This is a genomic window from Muricauda brasiliensis, assembly GCF_003057865.1.
In the GTDB taxonomy this organism is placed as follows: Bacteria; Bacteroidota; Bacteroidia; order Flavobacteriales; family Flavobacteriaceae; genus Flagellimonas; species Flagellimonas chongwuensis.
Window position 1 is genome coordinate 20,506 of sequence record NZ_QBTW01000006.1, and the last position, 18,023, is coordinate 38,528.

Sequence of the window (18,023 nt, forward strand, 5' to 3'; positions counted from 1 at the left end):
AGTTAGGCTCTAAAGATAGGAAAAAACCATACTTAACCTCCATTGCACTGCTCTGGATTGATTAAATTTGCTGGTATGTCGAGCATGAACATTCCTCAATCCAGCAATCCAAGAGTCGTGATAGTAGGCGGCGGTTTTGGAGGCATTGCACTAGCCAAAAAATTAAGTAAAAAAGATGTCCAAGTAGTTCTGTTGGATAAGCATAACTACCATAATTTCCAACCCTTGTTATATCAAGTGTCTACGGGTGGTTTGGAGCCTGACTCCATTGCTTACCCAATAAGAAAGGTACTTCAAGGGTATCCAAATTTCTTTTTTCGATTGGCAAACGTACAAGAAGTGAAAACGGAAACGAAAAGGATCAGGACCAATATTGGTGAGATTTTTTATGATTATTTGGTCGTAGCCACCGGTTCTGAGACCAATTTTTTTGGAAACAAAGGAATCGAAACCAAGGGAATGGCGATGAAAACCATCCCACAATCTTTGAACTTACGTAGTTTGATTCTCGAGAATTTTGAACAAGCCCTGTTGACGGACGACCTCCACGAGCGGGATGCCCTGATGAATTTCGTAATTGTTGGAGGTGGACCAACTGGAGTGGAGCTTGCGGGAGCATTGGCCGAAATAAAAAAGGGAATCCTTCCCAAAGATTATCCAGATCTGGATACGCGTAGGGCACAGATAAATTTGGTGCAGAGCGGAGATAGGCTCTTACCTGCGATGAGTCAAAAGGCATCGGAAAAAGCGGAAAAATTTTTAGAAGAATTGGGTGTGAATGTTTGGAAGAGCATTCGCGTTACCGATTATGATGGCAAACGGGTAACTACAAACACCAAAACCATTTTTGAAGCAGAGACCTTGGTGTGGGCAGCTGGTGTAAGGGCCGTGGGATTGAAAGGTTTGGATGGAGAGGAGTTGCTAAGTAGGGGCAATAGGTTGCGGGTTAACGAGTTTCACCAAGTCATAGGTTTAGAAGCTGTTTTTGCAATCGGGGATGTGGCACAGATGGAGACAGAAAAATTTCCCGAAGGCCATCCCATGATGGCCCAACCAGCCATGCAACAAGGAAAGAGCTTGGGAGAGAATCTTGTTCGTATGATAGAGGAAAAGCCCATGAAGCCCTTTGTTTATAAGGATAAGGGCAGTATGGCCACCGTAGGGCGCAACAAAGCCGTAGTGGATTTACCAAAGTTCAGATTCCAAGGCGTGTTCGCTTGGTTTGTTTGGATGTTCGTTCACTTATATTTTCTTATCGGATTTAGGAATAGGCTAGTGGTATTCATCAATTGGGTGTATAATTATATCCGCTTTGACCGCGAGGCCCGTTTGATAATCCGACCCTTCAAAAAGCAAAACAAAGTAGAACGTCATAATTTGATGCGCGATTAGTTTTCCGATTTTCTAGGGTGGAACTCTTTCAATATGTTCGCCAGATGCGAGCGGTTGACATGCATATACACCTCGGTGGTCGTAATGCTCTCATGACCTAACATTTGCTGTATAGCCCTAAGGTCTGCTCCATTTTCCAACAGATGCGTTGCAAAAGAATGTCGAAAAGTGTGCGGACTGATATTCTTTTTAAGCCCAATTTCTTCAGCTAGCTGTTTCACAATGGTGAAAATCATGGCTCGGGTCAGTTGTTTGCCCCGACGATTTAGAAAAACAAAATCTTCATGTTCTTTTTGAATGGGCAAATGTATCCTGACTTCTTTCCAATAAATGTTGATGTATTTCTGGTTGATTTCACTGATAGGAACAAAACGCTGTTTGTTTCCTTTGCCCGTTACTTTAATGAAATCTTCATCAAAATAAAGGTCGGACAGTTTCAAGCTGATAAGTTCCGACACCCGTAGCCCACAACCGTACAAGGTTTCCAAGATGGCCCTGTTCCTTTCTCCTTCAGGTTTGGAAAGGTCAATGGCAGCTATTAATTGGTTTATTTCGTCTTCCGAAAGCGTGTCGGGCAACTTTCTTCCAATTTTAGGAGTTTCAATAAGGTCCATGGGGTTGTCTTCACGGTAATCTTCAAAAACCAAATAATTGAAAAAGCCTTTTAGCCCGGAAATAATGCGTGCCTGTGTTCTGGGGTTTACCTCTTTGGCAATTTCATAGATAAACTGTTGCACAACTTCTTTGTCTATTGCGATAGGTGTATCATCGATGCCTTGTTCATCAAGATAACCGGCAAGCTTTTTAAGGTCCATGGAATAGTTGGAGATGGAATTTGGAGAAAGTCCGCGCTCTATCTTCAAATAATTTTGGTAATCTTTTATTGCTTGCTGCCAGTTCATGAGCTCAAATATAGTGACATAATCACATCACCGTTGTCTAAAAACAGCCATCGGTCAATTCAAAAGGCCCTTTGGTCAATTGATAGGGTTTAAAAATAATTGGTTTCGATATTTTTCGCCTAAGATTGTATAGATAGAGTAAAATGAAAATTCATTTTGTAGGAAATTTATTTCAAGAAGACACTTTTTTTATGAAGCATACGTTTTCTTCTTAGTAAAATTTTAACAATGAAGAAAAAAACATTCGCATTGGTAATCATAGCAATGGTTGCCGTAAGTTTTTCGTCCATGGCACAACAAGTGGACCGAACAAGTTTTAAGGCCGGAGTGCATGCGGGACTTCCTGTTGGAGATGCCTCCGATTATTCAAGTTTTAGTCTTGGGGTCGACTTGGGCTATCATTGGGGAGTGTCCGAGCTTATAGATGCTGGGATTGCAACTGGATTTATTAACGCTTTTGGTGATACATCAACCATTGATATTGGACCAGTTGGCCAAGATGTGGATTTCCCGGATATCCAGTTTATCCCGGTGGCAGGAGCATTTAGGCTGTATCCCACTTACGAATTTAAGCTCGGTGCCGATGTAGGTTACGCGGTCGGCATTAATGAAGGAAATGATGGAGGGTTTTATGTTCGTCCAATGATTGGATACAATATATCCGGTAATACAGAACTTAATGTTTCGTACATCAATATTAGCAATGGCGGTAGTTTTTCCGTCGCTGCCTTGGGACTTCTATTTTTATTTTAAAAAAAGCAACTGTAAATAACCCCAAATCTTACAGTTTAAACCATGAATATTAACCACTAATTACACTTAAAATGAAAAAATTACTTTTAGTTATCGCATTTGTTATGTTGAGCCATTTTGCAGCAAAGGCACAGACCAGTTATAAGGGCGCTCTTGGTTTGGGCATAGATCTTTATGACGAGGCTACCTTTTTTGGGGCTACGGGAAAATATTTTTTCTCGGATAACCATGTGGGTCAAGCGGATTTGGGTTTTGAGGACAATGCGACCATGGCCACATTCCTATATTCCTATCATAAAGGATTTTATAGGGCACCGGGTCTGCGCTGGTATGCTGGAGTTGGACCAAGCATTATTTTTATAAAGGACTTTGACAATATTTTTGCTTTGCGTCCGCATTTGGGGCTTGATTTTAAGATTGACGGAGTGCCTTTTGTACTAAATTTTGATTGGCGTCCATCTGTCGTGTTGAGCGATGTTGGAGATAATGAGGTTGCAGCCTTTGGTTTTGGCCTCCAGTTTGCCATCAATTAAAACAATGCACCATATTATATGAAAGGCGGGTATTCCCGCCCTTTTCTTTTTATTGTATTTTTGATGGTATGAAACTAAAGATCATCAACGGACCCAACTTGAACCTTTTGGGAAAACGTGAGCCCGAAGTGTATGGGAGCATCACTTTTGAAGACTATTTCAAAACACTACAGCAAAAGTTTCCCGATGTGGAACTGGAATATTATCAATCCAACATTGAGGGTGAACTCATAGGAAAAATTCAAGAAGTAGGATTTGATTATGATGGCATTATTCTAAATGCGGCGGCCTATACGCACACTTCGGTTGGAATCGGGGATGCCGTAAAAGCAGTGGAAACCCCGGTAATCGAGGTACATATTTCCAATACGCACCAGCGCGAAGAATACCGTCATGTATCTTTTATTTCGCCAGGCGCCAAGGGAGTCATTCTTGGCTTTGGTCTACAAAGTTACGATTTGGCCATTCAGAGTTTCCTAGGCTAAATCTTTTAAGTATTTTTTGTCGGCATAAAAAGTGCCAAAGGGGAGAAGGGATGCTATAAAAAGGATGATAAACCTTTTGAGCTTCCATTTGCGTTCCCAACAAAAAACTATGGCCACTACTACATATAGAATAAACAATATTCCATGTGCCATACCAACAACTTGGTTCGGTTCAGGAATATCTGCCCAATGCTTCAACGGCATGGTCATTCCGAAAAGGAGTAGATAGGAAATACCTTCTAAAATAGCAGTGGCCCTAAAAATTTTAAGCATACCTTATAGGTGGATTACTTCATCATAAGCATCAGCAACAGCTTCCATAACCGCTTCGCTCATGGTTGGGTGAGGATGCACAGCTTTTAGCACTTCGTGACCTGTAGTTTCTAGTTTACGAGCAACAACGGCTTCAGCGATCATATCGGTAACACCAACGCCGATCATGTGACAACCTAGCCACTCACCATATTTGGCATCAAAAATTACTTTTACAAAACCATCTGGGGTTCCGGCCGCCTTGGCCTTACCACTTGCGGAGAAAGGAAATTTACCTATTTTAAGTTCGTATCCTTTTTCTTTGGCCGCTTTTTCGGTCAATCCAACAGAAGCTATTTCTGGAATACAGTAGGTACATCCAGGGATGTTCCCGTAATCCAAGGCTTCCACGTGCATTCCAGCCAATTTTTCAACACAAAGGATTCCTTCTGCAGAGGCAACGTGTGCCAATGCCTGTCCTGGAGTAACGTCTCCAATGGCAAAGTAGCCAGGGATATTGGTCTGATAGTAATCGTTCACCAAAATTTTATCTCTGTCCGTAGCGATTCCAACATCTTCCAATCCAATGTTTTCGATATTGGTTTTGATTCCCACGGCGGATAGCACGATATCGGCTTCCAAAACCTCTTCGCCTTTTTGAGTCTTAACGGTGGCTTTTACACCATCACCGGAGGTGTCAACTTTAGTGACTTCTGCAGAAGTCTTGATCTTTACCCCAGCTTTTTTGAAGCTGCGCTCCAATTGTTTGGAGATATCTTCGTCCTCAACGGGAACAATGTTCGGCATGTATTCCACAACGGTCACTTCTGTACCCATAGAGTGGTAGAAATAGGCGAACTCCATTCCAATGGCGCCACTTCCGACCACAATCATTTTCTTGGGTTGCTTTTCCAAGGACATGGCCTCGCGGTAACCGATTACCTTTTTTCCATCTTGTGGAAGGCTTGGCAACTCGCGGCTACGCGCTCCTGTCGCAATGATGATATGGTCTGCGGAATATTCAGAAGTTTCTCCGTTTTCCGCTTTTACTTCAACTTTTTTGCCTGGTTTTACCTTTCCAAATCCATTGATGACCTCGATTTTGTTCTTTTTCATCAAAAACTGGACACCTTTGCTCATTCCCTCGGCAACACCACGGCTTCTTTTAACAACGGCACCAAAATCGTGCTCGACATCCTTGGCGCTCAAACCGTAATCTTCGGCATGCTTTAAATATTCGAAAACCTGAGCAGATTTAAGAAGGGCCTTGGTCGGGATACAACCCCAGTTAAGACATACACCTCCCAAACTTTCTTTTTCTATAATGGCTGTTTTGAAACCTAATTGTGATGCCCTTATGGCGGTAACATATCCACCTGGACCACTTCCCAAAACAATTATATCGAACTTGCTCATTAGATTTTGATTTTAGTTGTTAGATTGAAAATATGCCATCGATTGGCAGGTGCAAAAGTACGGAAATCAATCCCCATTTCCCAAGGTGAAAAAAATCAAATGTCGGTTTGTTTGTGAAATCAGGCTTTGCCTGTACCAAACATCTTTTTGTTGAAGGCTTTAGACTCGCCTTTTGGGATGGATAATGACGTCCAATCCAAGCCTTTGATCATTCTTCCGATGAAGACAATTTGTCCTACATGGCTGGCGTAATGTGCCAGTTGACGGTTGATGGCCTCAACAATGCTATGCTCTTCATTCCTTATCTTGATCTTGTTTTCAAAATTAGAGCTGTTGATGCTGTCCAGGGCATCAAAAAGGCATTGCCATCCTTTTTCCCATGCAACGAGCATTTCCGCTTTTTCGGAATAGGGATTTTCGAACTCCAAATCCCGTTCCCGCCAGATTTTTTCACCATCTTCCGTTAAAAAATTGGTCCAACGGCTCAGCATATTCCCTACCATATGCTTTACAATAATGGCTATGGAATTATCGGAACCCGAGTATTTCCAATGAATGTCGGTATCAAGAATTTGAGCAAAGGTTTGGTCTCCCATGCTTTTGTAACGCTGGAACTCGAATCGAACGTTGCTCAAATAATTTTCTTGGAAATCCATTTATTCATTTGGGTCAAAATCAATGCTCACGGAGTTGATGCAGTAGCGTTTGCCGGTAGTTTCTTTGGGTCCATCGTTAAAAACATGGCCTAAATGGCTGCCACAATTGGCGCAAACCGTTTCTGTGCGGATCATGCCATGACTAGTATCGCGAATATATTCAATGGCGCCTTCGACCGCTTGGTCGAACGATGGCCAGCCACAACCACTTTCAAACTTGTGCTCGCTCTCGAACAATTTGGCGTTACAAGCTTTACAATGGTAATCGCCATTTTCAAAATGAAGATCAAACTTGCCAGTGTACGGACGTTCGGTTCCTTTTTGGCGTAGCACATAATATTCTTCTGCGGAAAGTTGTTGTTTCCACTCTTCGTTGGTCTTATCTACGCTATATTTTTTTTCCATTTTTTTTAGGGCAATTTATTGCTTTTCGGGAACAAAATCCAAGGCCACACCGTTAATGCAGTGTCTTTTTCCCGTAGTATTGCTGGGTCCGTCGTTAAAAACATGTCCTAAATGTCCTCCACAAACTGCGCAATGTTCCTCTGTGCGAGCCACTCCGATTTTATAATCGGTATCAAAAGCGACGTTTCCTTCGATTTCCCTATCAAAACTGGGCCATCCGGTTCCTGAATCAAATTTATGTTCACTTTTGAACAATGGGGTACCGCAGCCCGCACAAACGTAGGTGCCTTTTTCCTTGATGTCCAACAAATCACTTGAAAAGGCATTTTCTGTGGCTTCTTTTCGCAATACGTAATATTCCATTTCGGTAAGTTCCGCACGCCATTCGGCATCGGTTTTGTTGACCTTGAAAGCAGCTTCTTTACTATTTTCTTTTTTTTCTTCCTGTGATGTTCCCTTGCATCCGGCAAAGACGACAAGAGCTATCAATAGCAATCTTTTTCCCATGAATCTTTTTTTTAGTATTTGGACGTGATTTGATTCGATTCCTTTCAAAATAAACCAAAAAAAAGTCCCATTGTTGACCAATGAGACTTAAGATACTATTTTTTGTTGGGACTAGTTCAAATCCAATTTCATGACTTCTCCTTCATCTATTTGGAGTTTGGACATTACGCTATTGAGGTTCGCGGCATCAAAATCCGGAGATTCTGCAAACTCGCTGGGTACAAAAACTATTCGGAACAATTGATTGTCCGTAAAGTCAGTGCTAATGGTAGATAGGTCAAAATTTCCGTCGATAAAGAGTTCAACGTCCACAAATGTGTGAGCGAAAACGTATTGCATGGTACCTTCCGGCAAGAAATAATTTTGAGGCAGTTGTGTCCATGCATCGGCGGTGGAACCATCACTAAGGTCGATTAAACCGTCATGTCTGTAAACCAAAACGGCGTCCGATTCAAAAACTTCAAAGTCGGTGACATCGGAAAAAGTAATCAAGGCGGAAAAAAGATTGTCTTCGGCAAAATAATCGAAGTTTACGCCTTCTACCTCGACCACCTGTCCTTGGATACCGTCGGCGCCTGGCGCACCCGGAGCTCCATCAAGTCCATCGAAACCCGGAGGACCTTGGGGGCCTTCGCAAGCTGCAAAGACAAAAACGATTACTGCGCCTAAAATTGTACTAAATTTATTCATGATTTTGGATTTTGAATTTGTGTTCATTTAACTCTTGTTGTAAGGAAATCAAAAAGCGTTCCATTTTTAAAAAAATGTTGTTTCTAATATCAAACCTGTTGTCATAATCGTATTCTTACTTAAAGATGCTTATTATTGTATAGTACTAAACCCGCATATATGTCCAAGGTAGTTCCACACAGTTTTTTTACAGAGTTTGACATCAATCTTTTTAAGGGCGGCAAACATTTTCGGCTCTACAACAAGTTAGGTTCTCACCTAACAGAGGTCGATGGTGTCAAAGGTACGTACTTTGCCGTATGGGCGCCTTCAGCAAAATCGGTCAGTGTTGTGGGTGATTTTAATTATTGGAATGCAAACGAACATCAATTAAATGTGCGCTGGGACAGTAGTGGTATCTGGGAGGGATTTATTCCCGGAGTGGACAAGGGTACCAAGTACAAATACAAAATACACTCCAACAACAATGATATTTGGACGGAAAAAGCCGACCCGTTTGCTCGCTTTTGTGAACAACCACCAAATACAGCCTCCGTGGTATGGGAAGATAACCACAAATGGAAGGATAAGGATTGGATGGAGACCCGGGAAGAAAAGAATGCATTGGACAAGCCATATTCTGTTTATGAGGTGCATTTGGCATCTTGGAAGAAGAAAAATGGTTGGGAATCGCTCAGTTATTTGGAGATGGCGCAGCAGTTGGCGGATTATGTGGAGGAAATGGGTTTTACCCATGTGGAGTTTATGCCGGTCATGGAATATCCGTACGATCCTTCGTGGGGATATCAAATCACAGGATATTTTGCCCCGACCTCAAGGTTCGGGAAGCCTTCGGACTTCAAAGTTCTGGTTGATGCCCTTCATCAAAAGGGTATAGGTGTGATTTTGGATTGGGTGCCTTCCCATTTTCCGGAAGATGCACATGGTCTTGGTTTTTTTGATGGTTCGCATCTCTATGAACATCCGGATAGGAGGCGAGGGTACCATCCTGATTGGAAGAGCCTTATTTTTAACTATGGAAGAAACGAAGTTCGCGCGTTCTTGATAAGCAATGCTGTTTTTTGGCTAGATCAATACCATGTGGATGGTTTACGCGTCGATGCAGTTGCCTCCATGCTCTATTTGGACTATTCAAGGGAAGATAGCGAGTGGGAACCCAATATGTACGGAAACAATGAAAACTTGGAAGCCATGTCCTTTTTAAGGGAAATGAACCAAGAAGTATATGCCAGTTTTAAAGGTGTACAGACCATTGCAGAGGAATCCACGGCCTTTACCGGAGTTACCAAGCCAGTACATTACGGAGGGCTCGGTTTTGGGATGAAGTGGATGATGGGATGGATGCACGACACCCTTGAGTTCTTTAAAAAAGACCCGATACACCGTTCGTACGACCTGAACATGATCAGTTTTGGTCTTACTTATGCCTTTACCGAGAACTTTATGCTGCCATTTTCTCATGATGAGGTGGTATATGGCAAGCAATCCTTGCTCTATAGAATGCCGGGTGACGAGTGGCAACGTTTTGCCAACTTAAGGATGCTTTTCGGTTACATGTTCACACACCCAGGTGGCAATCTATTGTTTATGGGAGGGGAGTTCGGACAATCATCCGAATGGAACTTTCAAGAGAGCCTGCAATGGCATTTAACCCAATATGATTTTCATTCCGGCATACAAGAAGTGGTTAAGGATTTGAACAAGCTGTACAAAAACAGTCCAGCACTGTATCAAAAGCAGTTTAAACCAGATGGGTTTCAATGGATAGAGTACAATGATCAAGAGAACACGGTGATATCGTTTATGAGAAAGGGGAACGACCCCAAGGATGATTTGATCGTTGTTTGCAATTTTACCCCGGTTCCCCGCGAGAATTACCGATTGGGGGTGCCGAAGACTTCCACAATGAAACTGGTATTTAACAGTGATGATAAAAAGTACTCTGGTAGTGGCATGGGCAAGAAAACAGTGAAGCCCTCTAAAACACCATGGAACGGATACGAGCAGTCCGTTTTATTGAACCTGCCACCTTTGGGAGTGGTTGTTTACAAGTAAAAAAGCAACTAAAACGATATAGTTAATTGCTTTTCAAAACATATTTTTAATTATTCAGGCTTTTGTATTTCTTTTGTGAGCCTCAACTGATTACAGATGATAACCAACACGGAAATTGCAACTAGAGGGAATCAGTTCCCCAATCATATCGTAGACTTTAAACAAGAAAACGATAAAATATATTTTACTACCCAAAACGGTGTAATTCTTCAAGTTACTATTCTAAGGGATAGTGTGGTCCGATTCAGGTATGCTACCGAGTATGTTTTTGAACCCGACTTTTCTTATGCCATTAGTGAAGATGTCAACCTTGGGTACAATGAGTTGACTATCAAGGACGAGATACCGGAATATGTCATAACCACTTCCAAAATCAAGATTTACATCAATAAGGCGAACCTAAAAGTACAGATTGCTGATTTGGACAACGTGATTCTGGCCGAGGATGAGCTTGGCTTCCACTGGGAAGAGAACTTTGATTACGGTGGAAATGTGGTAAAAATGAGCAAGGTCTGTCATTCGGGCGAAAGTTATTATGGTATGGGCGATAAAGCATCACATACCAACCTAAAAGGAAAACGTATCAATAACTGGGTCACAGATTCCTATGCCTACGGCAAGGATCAAGAGCCGTTGTACAAGTCCATACCTTTCTATGTGGGACTTAAGGAAAGCAAGGCCTATGGTGTGTTTTTCGATAATTCCTTCAGTACTTATTTTGATTTTGCCGCAGAAAAACGGAACGTAACCAGTTTTTGGGCCGATGGAGGTGAAATGAACTACTATTTTTTCTACGGTCCTCAGATGAAAGAAGTCGTGGAGTCCTACACCGACCTAACCGGTGTGCCAGAACTCCCACCTTTATGGGCGCTAGGATTCCATCAATCCAAATGGAGCTATTTCCCAGAACAAAAGGTGAGGGATATTGCCTCTAAGTTCAGGGAATTGAACATTCCTTGTGATGCCATTTATCTGGATATCGATTATATGGAAGGGTTCCGTTGTTTTACTTGGAATAACCAGTACTTCCCAAATCCCAAAAAGATGATCGAGGAAATGGAGGAAGATGGCTTCAAGGTGATTACTATGATAGATCCCGGTATTAAAATTGACCGTGATTATTGGGTCTACCAACAAGCCATGGATAATGGTTTTTTCTGCCGTAGGGCCGATGGACCACATTTTAAAGGAAAAGTATGGCCAGGAGAATGTAAGTTTCCTGACTTTACGAATCCCGAAGTACGGGAATGGTGGGCTGGACTCTACAAGGAAATGATAGCCGAAATGGGGGTTAGTGGTGTTTGGAACGATATGAACGAACCCGCCGTGATGGAAGTTCCTACCAAAACTGCCAATCTGGATGTGCGTCACGATTATGATGGCCACCCCTGCAGCCACCGTAAGGCACATAATGTTTATGGAATGCAGATGGTCCGTGCCACCTACGAGGGCGTTAAAAAATTTATGTTCCCCAACAGGCCTTTTGTGTTGACAAGGGCAGCCTATTCCGGTACGCAACGCTATTGCGCTACTTGGACCGGTGATAATGTGGCCACTTGGGAACACTTGTGGATCGCGAACGTGCAAATGCAGCGTATGTGCATGAGTGGATACTCTTTTGTTGGCTCCGATATTGGTGGATTTGCCGAACAACCCAATGGCGAACTTTTTGCCCGTTGGATGCAGTTGGCCGTTTTTCATCCATTCTGTAGGGTACACTCCAGTGGAGATCACGGCGATCAGGAACCGTGGTCCTTCGGTGATGAAATTACCGATATCGTGAGGGAGTTTATTGAGTTGAGGTACCAATTGTTGCCTTATCTGTACACCATGTTCTACAACTACATCAAAGAAGGGTTCCCGATGCTTCAATCTTTGGTGTTTTACGATCAAGAGGACCATCAAACACATTTCCGTACGGACGAATTCATCTTTGGTAAGCAAATGTTGGTTTGCCCTGTTCAAGAACCGAATTCCCAAGGACGAAGAATGTATTTTCCGAAGGGAAACTGGTATAATTACTGGACCGATGAATTGACAGAAGGCGGTGTGGAACGCTGGGTTTCTGCTGAGATTCATCGAATTCCTCTATTTGTGAAAGAGGGAGCTATGATTCCAAAATACCCTGTTCAGCAGTACATCGGAGAAAAGGAAATTGAAAAATTGAACATCGATGTGTATTACAAAGCGGGTACGGAAAGATCCCAAGTATACGAAGACCAGCAAGATGGATATGATTATAAAAAAGGTAGGTATAGTCTAAGACGCTTCAAGTTGACGGGAAAGGAGAACGAATTGATTATTCAGCAATTCAAAGATGGGAACTTTATCACCTCCTATGATAATTTTAAAATGTCGTTCCACGGATTGCCCTTTACCATAGATACGGTTGAAGTCGACAACGAGGAAGTGGATTTGGACTCAATCAAATTAAATGGTAACAATTCCATAGAGGTTGGCAAGGATTTCACGGAACTCCATATTTTTGGAAAATAAAATTTCGTAAATTCAATTGCACAAAACACGTATTACCATATGAAAAAGATAATATTAACTGGATTGGTTCTTTTAGCTGTTGCTGCTTGCAAGACCAATCCTTTTACAGGAAAAAGCACATTGAACTTTTATCCGAACAGTCAAGTTTTCCCTACTGCGTTTGCTCAGTACGACCAATTTTTAGAATCCAATAAAGTGGTCAAGGGCACATCGGATGCACAAATGATCACCAAGGTAGGACAGCGTATAGCCTCCGCCGCTGAGCGTTGGCTGAATGCCAATGGATATCCAGGTTATCTGAAAGATTACAAATGGGAATATAATCTGGTACAGGACGAAACTGTAAATGCTTGGTGCATGCCTGGTGGAAAGATTGTTTTCTACACAGGAATATTGCCGATTACCCAAAATGAAACCGGTGTTGCCGTGGTCATGGGCCACGAAGTGGCACACGCTTTGGCCGATCACGGTGCTCAGCGTATGAGCGCAAGTACCATACAGCAACTCGGAGCTGTTGCCGGAAATGTAGCTATCCAGGACGAGAAGACACTCGGGTTGTTCAATCAAGCATACGGGGTTGGTTCCCAAATAGGGGTAATGCTTCCCTTTAGCCGTGGCCACGAAACCGAAGCGGATAGAATCGGGCTTCAAATTATGGCGATTGCGGGCTATGACCCTAGTGAGGCGGCAGAACTTTGGAAGCGAATGAAAGCTAACTCGGGAGGACAGGCGCCACCGGAGTTTTTGAGCACACACCCGTCCAACGATACAAGAATTAACAATTTGACTGCTTGGGCCCCGGCCGCAAAACAAGAGGCGCGAAAATTTGGGGTAACCTCCTTCGAATAGATTTATAAACAAGGAACTGTAAATGTCACTTCGAAACAGACGAAAGATCCAACCGACATCAAAAAGGGTTTTTCACAGGGATTCGAAGTGACATTTTTTTTGCAATAAAGTTATGGTACAGACATTGGCATTAAAGGGAAGTAAAAAACTGTTGAATGCGTGGGCATTTTATGATTGGGCCAATTCGGTTTACAGCTTGGTGATATCCTCGGCCATTTTTCCACTTTTTTATGGACTGTTGTTCAGAACCGCCGGTATTGAGCAAGTCACAATTTTTGGTGGCGAAATAGCAAGGGCCCCTTTGATCAGTTATGTGACATCCTTGGCCTTCGTGTTTATTGCCATAGTAACCCCCTTGATATCTGGCGTAGCCGATTATTTAGGGAACAAAAAGATTTTTCTAAAGTTCTTCTGTTATTTGGGGGCGGCCTCATGTATCGGCCTGTATTGGTTCTCTTTGGAGCATATTTATTTTGGATTGATCTGTTATTTCTTCGGACTTGTAGGTTTTTGGGTGAGCTTTGCCATCAACAATTCGTATTTGCCCGATATCGCTTTTCCGGAGCAACAGGATAGTATAAGTGCCAAGGGGTTTTCTTTGGGATATGTAGGAAGCGTCATTTTATTGGTTTTTAATCTATTTATGGTGATGGAGCCCGATTTCTTTGGCATAACGGACAGTGGTGGAGAAGTTGCCGAAATCAAGGCCATGAAGTATTCCTTTATCTCAGTAGGAATCTGGTGGATTCTTTTTAGCCAGTATACCTTTGCACATCTGCCCAAGGGATATAAAAGGGAAGGGGAGCGGAAGCATGTCATTTTAAATGGTTTTAAGGAATTAAGACAGGTATGGCACCAGCTTGGCGAGAACAGAAAATTGAAGCGATATCTAGGGGCATTTTTCACTTACAGTATGGCCGTACAGACCATTATGCTTATTGCAACCTATTTTGGCGAAGAGGAAATTGTTTGGGGGTCGGACGATGAGCGTACCATGGGATTGATAGTAAGTATTCTCTTGATACAAATTGTTGCCATTTTAGGGGCAACTGTTACCGCAAGGGCATCCAAAGCTTATGGAAATATACAGACACTTATCGTTATCAATGTAATTTGGGGATTGCTATGTGTGTACGCCTATTTTTTACAGACCCCAATGGATTTTTACATTGCAGCCGGTTTGGTAGGAATTGTTATGGGAGGCATTCAGGCACTTTCTCGAAGCACATATTCCAAGTTTTTGCCCGAGACTACAGATACCACTTCGTTTTTCAGTTTTTATGATGTCGCCGAAAAAATAGGCATCATCATAGGTACGCTTATGTACGGCATAGTGGCCCAACTTACGGGTAGCATGCGTAACAGTACCATCTTTTTGGGAATCTTCTTCTTGATAGGCATTTTTCTTCTCCTCAGGGTGAACAAGGTCAAAACACCGAATTAAAGGCATAAAAAAGCCCCGAGGGTTTCAGGGCTTTTTCAGTTTTTGATTGATGATAAACTCGAGTTTATACCTTGGTGATATCTCCAGAACCTGAAGATTTTGAATTTACTTTCTTGGGATTTCCTCTGTATTGAATGTCACCGGAGCCTGAAACCCTAGCTTCAAGCGATTGGTTCGCGGTAACCTTAATATCGGCCGACCCGGAGACCGTAGCTTTTACAAAATCAGCTTCCAAATCGAAAGCCTTGATATCGCCCGAACCTGAAACCGAAACCGTGAAATCCGTTGCCCTTCCGGATAGGTTGATATCTCCCGAGCCCGAAAGAGCGGCATCCATTTCTTCCGCCTCCACAGTAAGGGTAACATCACCAGAACCGGACATTGCGGTGCTGAACTGTCTTGCTTTAATAGTGGTTTTTCCAACCAAATCCCCGGAACCCGATAGGCTCACGGCATCAATGGACTCTATGGGCACAGTAACATAAATGCCACTTTTCCAGTTAGATGGTCTAAGGTTCATGCCTTTCTCTACCTTAATGGTCAATTTGCCATTTTTTACCTCGGTAACAATATGTTCCAATAAATTGGACTCTCCTTTTAACGTTAGTTCTCCCTCGCTACCGGATACCAGCTCTACATCGAACCAACCGGCCATGGCCACCTCGTCATAGTCACCAACGGAACGTTCAATGGTAACTACATCACCGTTCCCTTGTATTTTTCTTCCCCATTGCGCGCAAGAAACTGTAATCATTCCCATTGCAAGCGTAAGCGTGATAAATTTTTTCATGATCTTGTGTTTAATTTAAAGTTTTTGAATTGATGTTAATTTCTGTAAAATGATATTCCTCCGTAGTCACTGGTAATGCTCACCTTATTTCCAGAGTTTGGACTTCCGTAGTAACCACTATAATATTTTTCGGTGGATTTCTCTTTACTGATATTGATTTCGAAATCATCTTTACCGCTTACTCCAGCATATTCGGTGGTAATTTCGAAGTCGAAATTATAGCCCGAATCGTAACCTATTTTGATGCCCGTGTAATCGGTACGTATTTGTACATTTCCGGCATCAGGGGCCAATCTATCTATTTTGATGGAGCCGTAATCGCTGGTGATGGACACATTGCCGTGTACGTTCCCCAGTTTAACTCCGATATAATCTCCGTTGCCATCCACATTTTTCACGTTTCTTACATCAATAGAGCCATAGTCACTGGAATATTGGAGGTTATCCATTTCTTCCACAACACCGTTGGTATAATCGGCCTTAATAGTAAGGTTTCCTGCTTTATCGATGGTGAAACCGGAATAGTCAGCAATGATTTCAGCACTGTTTATGTACCCAAAAGTAGAACGTGAGGTGTAATCGAACCGTAGCTCATTATTGCGGCCGTGTAGCTCACCAATGTCCATTTTACCATAGTCACAACTAATTTTGGCATGACCATCAATCCTATCCAACATGATATTGCCATAGTCGTTACTAAGGTTGACGCTGTTTTTTACAGGAAGCTTTATGGTGTAGTTGACTTGTACACTCACACTTTTTCTTTTGCCCCAACTCCAATTCCAACCACTGTTCCTGTTACCAAAATCCGTGATGGCGGATACCATGCTGGCGCTATTGTCAAAATCTACATTGATTTCCTCCAAGCGTTCCCGTACGCGGTCTTCATCATTCCCATTGGTTTTAATGTGTACCTCGATCATCACTTTGTTTTGGTTCCAAGAGGTGATGTTCAGGTTTCCATAGCTATTGCTGACCTTCAAAAGGGCATCCGAATTAACGTTAAACTCCTTTTTTATAGTTTTTTCCTTGGTGTATTTGCCATTCAATTTATCGTTGTCCACGTGGGCACTAACAAATAGGGGAATAAAAGCCAAGGCGAAAAAGATGTGTTTAAATTGTAAAGCTCTCATCATTTTGTGTTTTTAAATTCTTAATATTTTCTATTTGGCTCAAAACTTCTTTTAAAAGGTCGATGCGTGTTTGGAAATTGGTGATCATTGCGCTCAAGATGATCTTGCTGTCACCGCCATCGACCAAATCTTGCTCTAGGGTTTGGTAGTCTTTGTCCAGCTTGGCCAATTGTGCCAAGGTGTCATCCACCAATTGAGCTGTTTCCGGTGTTTTCTCCTCCTTCATTTCCTCTACCTGTTCCTCTATCAAATTCGCAAAATAGAACTCGGTTTGGGATACCTCCGGTGCTATTTCCACTACCTGTTGTTTAATGCTTGGCTGAGGCCCAAAGGCTTGGTAACCAATTAGTGCGACCAAGGCAATGGAAGCTGCAATGGACAACGGTTTCCACCACGATGTTTTCTTTTTATGTAGGGCAATGGTGCCTTGGCCCTGGTTCAATTTTTCCAAAAACCGCTCTTGGTGCCCGCCTTGGGGCTCCTCTACATCAAACTCGCCGTGGAGTCTCTCGAACAGATGATCTAAATTATCCTTCTTCATAACTAAACATTTACGGTCAACTTTTTTCTAAGGCTATCTTTGGCCCTCGAAATCATGGTTCTACAATTAGCGTAGCTTATATTCATTATTTCGCTTATTTCTTCGTAATCGTACCCTTCAATTAAATGTAAGGTCAAAGAAACTCTGTAATTGTCTTTCAAACTTTTCATGGTTTCCATCACTTTTTGAGCCTTCAGTTCTGTGTAACCATTTTGATCCGAAGCAACTCCATCATTATCTTCGACCTTGTACATTACATCATCCAAATCGTCAGCACGTTTTTTCTGCTGCTTTTTGTAATGATAGATGCTGTTATTGATCACGATCCGCTTTAACCAAGCTCCAAAGGCGACGTCTCCTTTAAAGGTGTGCAGTTTGGTGAATGCACTCAGGAACGATTCCTGCATTACATCCTCGGCCTCCGCAGTATGCTTTACAATCCTAAAAGCGGTGTTGTACATCGCCTTGTAGTACCGATTGTAAATTTCTAGCTGCGCGCTTTGTTTGCCCTGCATGCACAACTGGAGCAGTGTGTCAATATGTTCATTTTGTTGGCTCAAAAAATGATTGGTTTGTCTTATAGATGAGCCAATTTACCATTTGTTACACTTTTTTCTTAAAATTTGATTTTTAATGGCACAGGAATTGCCAACTATAGGGTGATAATGAGCTTAGGAGTCGCTATAAACATTGATTTTAAGGGATTTGACCTAGCTTAAATGAC

Annotated in this window: 19 protein-coding genes; 8 read left to right on the forward strand and 11 right to left on the reverse strand. The window is 42.4% G+C overall.

Going from position 1 to position 18,023, the window contains the following annotated elements:
* The first annotated feature begins 84 nt into the window (after positions 1–84).
* Positions 85–1,392 (forward strand): NAD(P)/FAD-dependent oxidoreductase, encoded by a 1,308-nt coding sequence (locus DCK90_RS04480; RefSeq protein WP_108244995.1) that lies wholly within the window; start codon positions 85–87, stop codon positions 1,390–1,392.
* On the opposite strand, the gene xerD is transcribed toward DCK90_RS04480, so the two are convergent.
* A complete protein-coding gene (gene xerD, locus DCK90_RS04485) occupies positions 1,389–2,294 on the reverse strand; it encodes a site-specific tyrosine recombinase XerD (RefSeq protein WP_108244996.1) in 906 nt (301 codons plus the stop codon). The two genes, DCK90_RS04480 and xerD, sit on opposite strands and share 4 nt — an antisense overlap.
* Positions 2,295–2,522: 228 nt before the next feature.
* On the opposite strand from xerD, the gene DCK90_RS04490 reads away from it, so the two are divergent.
* The 3 genes from DCK90_RS04490 (at position 2,523) to aroQ (ending at position 4,065) form a co-directional block, all read left to right on the forward strand.
* Positions 2,523–3,047 carry a hypothetical protein gene (locus DCK90_RS04490; protein WP_108244997.1) on the forward strand — a complete coding sequence of 175 codons (525 nt, stop codon included), beginning with the start codon at positions 2,523–2,525 and terminating at the stop codon, positions 3,045–3,047.
* 71 nt (positions 3,048–3,118) lie between these two features.
* Positions 3,119–3,580 (forward strand): hypothetical protein, encoded by a 462-nt coding sequence (locus tag DCK90_RS04495; protein WP_159075759.1) that lies wholly within the window; start codon positions 3,119–3,121, stop codon positions 3,578–3,580.
* Positions 3,581–3,648: 68 nt separating this feature from the next.
* On the forward strand, positions 3,649–4,065 hold the full coding sequence (gene aroQ / locus DCK90_RS04500) for a type II 3-dehydroquinate dehydratase (RefSeq protein ID WP_108244999.1): 417 nt from the start codon (positions 3,649–3,651) through the stop codon (positions 4,063–4,065).
* On the opposite strand, the gene DCK90_RS04505 is transcribed toward aroQ, so the two are convergent.
* From DCK90_RS04505 to DCK90_RS04530, 6 genes are all read right to left on the reverse strand, one after another.
* Positions 4,057–4,338, reverse strand: coding sequence for a DUF3817 domain-containing protein (locus DCK90_RS04505; protein ID WP_108245000.1), 282 nt, complete (start codon positions 4,336–4,338; stop codon positions 4,057–4,059). The two genes, aroQ and DCK90_RS04505, sit on opposite strands and share 9 nt — an antisense overlap.
* 3 nt (positions 4,339–4,341) lie before the next feature.
* On the reverse strand, positions 4,342–5,733 hold the full coding sequence (gene lpdA, locus DCK90_RS04510; RefSeq protein WP_108245001.1) for a dihydrolipoyl dehydrogenase: 1,392 nt from the start codon (positions 5,731–5,733) through the stop codon (positions 4,342–4,344).
* Between the two features lie 119 nt (positions 5,734–5,852).
* Entirely contained in the window at positions 5,853–6,389 is a 537-nt protein-coding gene (locus DCK90_RS04515; RefSeq protein ID WP_108245002.1) for a DUF1572 family protein, read from the reverse strand.
* On the reverse strand, positions 6,390–6,794 hold the full coding sequence (gene msrB / locus DCK90_RS04520; RefSeq protein ID WP_108245003.1) for a peptide-methionine (R)-S-oxide reductase MsrB: 405 nt from the start codon (positions 6,792–6,794) through the stop codon (positions 6,390–6,392).
* A gap of 15 nt (positions 6,795–6,809) precedes the next feature.
* Positions 6,810–7,301 carry a peptide-methionine (R)-S-oxide reductase MsrB gene (msrB, locus tag DCK90_RS04525; protein ID WP_108245110.1) on the reverse strand — a complete coding sequence of 164 codons (492 nt, stop codon included), beginning with the start codon at positions 7,299–7,301 and terminating at the stop codon, positions 6,810–6,812.
* A gap of 111 nt (positions 7,302–7,412) precedes the next feature.
* Complete coding sequence (locus tag DCK90_RS04530) at positions 7,413–7,991, reverse strand: collagen-like triple helix repeat-containing protein (RefSeq protein ID WP_108245111.1); 579 nt, start codon at positions 7,989–7,991, stop codon at positions 7,413–7,415.
* Between the two features lie 159 nt (positions 7,992–8,150).
* Here DCK90_RS04530 and glgB point away from each other — a divergent pair, with 159 nt between their 5' ends.
* The 4 genes from glgB (at position 8,151) to DCK90_RS04550 (ending at position 14,835) form a co-directional block, all read left to right on the forward strand.
* Positions 8,151–10,046 (forward strand): 1,4-alpha-glucan branching protein GlgB, encoded by a 1,896-nt coding sequence (gene glgB / locus DCK90_RS04535; RefSeq protein WP_108245004.1) that lies wholly within the window; start codon positions 8,151–8,153, stop codon positions 10,044–10,046.
* Positions 10,047–10,142: 96 nt separating this feature from the next.
* Positions 10,143–12,542, forward strand: coding sequence for a glycoside hydrolase family 31 protein (locus DCK90_RS04540; RefSeq protein WP_108245005.1), 2,400 nt, complete (start codon positions 10,143–10,145; stop codon positions 12,540–12,542).
* Between the two features lie 39 nt (positions 12,543–12,581).
* Positions 12,582–13,391, forward strand: coding sequence for a M48 family metallopeptidase (locus DCK90_RS04545; RefSeq protein ID WP_108245006.1), 810 nt, complete (start codon positions 12,582–12,584; stop codon positions 13,389–13,391).
* Between the two features lie 112 nt (positions 13,392–13,503).
* Positions 13,504–14,835 (forward strand): MFS transporter, encoded by a 1,332-nt coding sequence (locus tag DCK90_RS04550; protein WP_108245007.1) that lies wholly within the window; start codon positions 13,504–13,506, stop codon positions 14,833–14,835.
* Between the two features lie 64 nt (positions 14,836–14,899).
* Here DCK90_RS04550 and DCK90_RS04555 read toward each other — a convergent pair whose 3' ends face one another.
* From DCK90_RS04555 to DCK90_RS04570, 4 genes are read right to left on the reverse strand one after another with little or no spacing between them, the layout of a single operon-like run.
* Positions 14,900–15,625, reverse strand: coding sequence for a head GIN domain-containing protein (locus DCK90_RS04555; protein ID WP_108245008.1), 726 nt, complete (start codon positions 15,623–15,625; stop codon positions 14,900–14,902).
* Between the two features lie 35 nt (positions 15,626–15,660).
* On the reverse strand, positions 15,661–16,758 hold the full coding sequence (locus DCK90_RS04560; protein ID WP_108245009.1) for a DUF4097 family beta strand repeat-containing protein: 1,098 nt from the start codon (positions 16,756–16,758) through the stop codon (positions 15,661–15,663).
* Complete coding sequence (locus DCK90_RS04565; RefSeq protein ID WP_108245010.1) at positions 16,739–17,299, reverse strand: hypothetical protein; 561 nt, start codon at positions 17,297–17,299, stop codon at positions 16,739–16,741. Before DCK90_RS04565 ends, DCK90_RS04560 begins: the two co-directional genes overlap by 20 nt.
* Positions 17,300–17,301: 2 nt before the next feature.
* Entirely contained in the window at positions 17,302–17,859 is a 558-nt protein-coding gene (locus DCK90_RS04570) for an RNA polymerase sigma factor (RefSeq protein WP_108245011.1), read from the reverse strand.
* Between the last annotated feature and the right edge of the window lie 164 nt (positions 17,860–18,023).